The sequence below is a fragment of the Pseudoalteromonas sp. TB25 genome (assembly GCF_000497995.1).
Classification (GTDB): Bacteria; Pseudomonadota; Gammaproteobacteria; order Enterobacterales; family Alteromonadaceae; genus Pseudoalteromonas; species Pseudoalteromonas distincta.
Window position 1 is genome coordinate 1 of record NZ_AUTI01000074.1, and the last position, 2,196, is coordinate 2,196.

3 protein-coding genes and 1 pseudogene are annotated in these 2,196 nt (G+C 38.9%); 1 reads left to right on the plus strand and 3 read right to left on the minus strand.

Annotated elements, in window-relative coordinates; translation table 11 throughout:
• On the minus strand, positions 1-737 hold a 737-nt coding region (locus L652_RS0101415; protein ID WP_024595283.1), incomplete at its 3' end, for a YHYH protein.
• Positions 738-943: 206 nt separating this feature from the next.
• Between L652_RS0101415 and L652_RS0101420 the strand changes: the two genes are divergently transcribed.
• Entirely contained in the window at positions 944-1,375 is a 432-nt protein-coding gene (locus L652_RS0101420) for a DUF3859 domain-containing protein (protein ID WP_024595282.1), read from the plus strand.
• 98 nt (positions 1,376-1,473) lie between these two features.
• Here L652_RS0101420 and L652_RS0101425 read toward each other — a convergent pair whose 3' ends face one another.
• Together L652_RS0101425 and L652_RS0101430 are read right to left on the minus strand one after the other, a co-directional pair.
• Entirely contained in the window at positions 1,474-1,890 is a 417-nt protein-coding gene (locus L652_RS0101425; protein WP_024595281.1) for a VF530 family protein, read from the minus strand.
• A gap of 72 nt (positions 1,891-1,962) precedes the next feature.
• Positions 1,963-2,196 (minus strand): annotated as a pseudogene (locus tag L652_RS0101430) (oxidoreductase); the annotation flags it as partial.

The window sequence follows — 2,196 nt, forward strand, 5'->3', positions numbered from 1 at the left end:
TAGCCGTAACGTGCATATATAGGAAAGCCGTCTGCTGCCCAGCCTATTAGAGTCATAGTTGAGCTATTGCCACCTCGCATTGCTACAAAGCCTTCTGGCATACCATGATAGTGATATGTGCCATCGGGTTGTACGTGTGCATTGTTGTCGTCTGTTCCAAAACTAAACGTGTCTTGGCTTAAGGCTTCTATATTCCAATTACCGCTGTTGTCGCCTAAATCGCAATCGGTGCCTGAATCACCGCAACTTCCGCCTGTGCCGGCGTCTATTTTAATGCCGTTAAGTACAACACCTATCACTCCACGAGGGCCACCAAGCATGGTTGCTTGTGTTGTCTCTACAGGCTCAAGTGTGTAGCTTTCATTTACTGATTGTTCAGAAATAGTATTTGGGTTATCGGCATTAGGGAATGTACCTACTTCGTGATCAGGTATGCCATTAGCGACTAAGTTGCGTGTAGTTCCTGTGCATGACCAATCTGCAGCGCTGGTGGCTTGTACTGATTCTGACTCGTTATATTCACTGTAGTTATATTCACAAAACACGCCTTGGGTTGAGCTACTCGTACCTGTACCGTTATCTGAGGTTGTTGGTGATGAATCTGTAGTTGTTGAGGTATCAACTATGCCTTCTCCATCTCCGCAAGCAACTAACGATGAAACAACTAAAGCCAAGGTGCTTAGCTTTATAGCATTTACCCTATTTGAGTTTTTAATATTAACTGCGTGTAGTTTCATTGCTGCTTACCTGTTCAATTAAGTTACTCAAACAATAATCAGCAATTGTGCAAATAGTGTGTAAACAATGATGACAAATTAGCAATGATGTAAATAGACGAAGTATTAAAGCTAAGTTGAGATTTAACTTTATTGGATTGTGTTTTATTTTAAAATTTCAAAAAGTTAAACTAATGCAAAAATAGCTAATATAAAAGGTTACCTTAATGGCTAAAACAAAACCTGTAGTGACGTTACAAAGTCACGGTATTTACTCTAAGTGGGATAGCGAAAGTAAAGCATTGCCACAAATAGAGCAATTTACAACAAATGTAATAGCTGAGGTAGATGTTGAGTTTGGCTTAATCGTAAATATTAAAAAGGGCAAAGGCGAAAAGCTTCACTACTGTATATACCATCCAGATATTCCAGACAGTGACGGTGATGTAATGGACCCCTTTGAAGGCGATGTATACGTTAAAAACAGTGATTGGAACTTTTACTTAGGCGATACGCTTTGGCTGCCAATAGAAAACAAGTTGGGTAATTGGCGTATGACGATTGAGCTTAATGGAAAAATCATTGCTGATAAAACATTTAAGGTGGCATTAGAGGCAGAGCGTACTGAAACTGATTTTTGGAAAAACCGAGGGTATTGATTTCTATTTTTTAGCTATATGGCGGGGATGTAGTAAAAATTAATAAAAGAGAGTTGTAGAGCCATTTAAAATAGCTCTACAAAAGTAAATTAGCGTGTTTAGTTACCCCAAGGGTTACTAGAATTAGAGCGTTGTTTGCGATCACGAGCACGTTGCTTTGTTGCTTTTTTTTCCATAATGCGTTTCGCATCGCTAAAACTTAATTCACATGGCTCACCAGGTTTATGATCAGCTGGGATCACACGATCGCGTGGCGGTAATTCGTATTGCACATCATCAGGCTTAGGTAAGTTTTTAAGACGATAAAGGTAAAAGTTATCTACTTTTTCTTGTGCCCATTGTGTTTTACGTAAAAATTTAACCGCTGACTTTATATCAGGATTGTTTTTAAAGCAGTTAAGTTGTAAATAAGCGTGTAGGAGTTCCCACCCGTATTGTTCAACCAGCTCTTCAACCACTTGTTCTAATTTAACGCCTTGCAGTGGATTATTACTGAAAAGTTCTTGGTTGCTCATAGGTGTTGCCTCGTAATTAAAATACAAATTGCATTATAAATTTAATAACGAGGCTTTAACAGTGTAAATAGCTTAACTTTGACAATTAACTACAACACGACCGCGAATTTTGCCTTGCATAAGTAGCTCTGCGTTATCAATTACGTGTTCTAGTGATATTTCAGTCGAAATTTTATCTAAATAATCGGCGCTTACTAATTTAGCTAAACGATCCCACGCTTCAATTCTGTCGGCTTTAGGGCGCATTACGCTATCAATGCCTATTAGTGACACACCACGTAATATAAATGGGGCAACTGAGGCAGG

What these genes read in the sequence shown, in the direction of transcription:
- L652_RS0101420 (WP_024595282.1), top strand. Translation starts at nt 944, where the DNA reads ATGGCTAAAACAAAACCTGTAGTGACGTTACAAAGTCACGGTATTTAC.
- L652_RS0101425 (WP_024595281.1), bottom strand. Translation starts at nt 1,890, where the DNA reads ATGAGCAACCAAGAACTTTTCAGTAATAATCCACTGCAAGGCGTTAAA.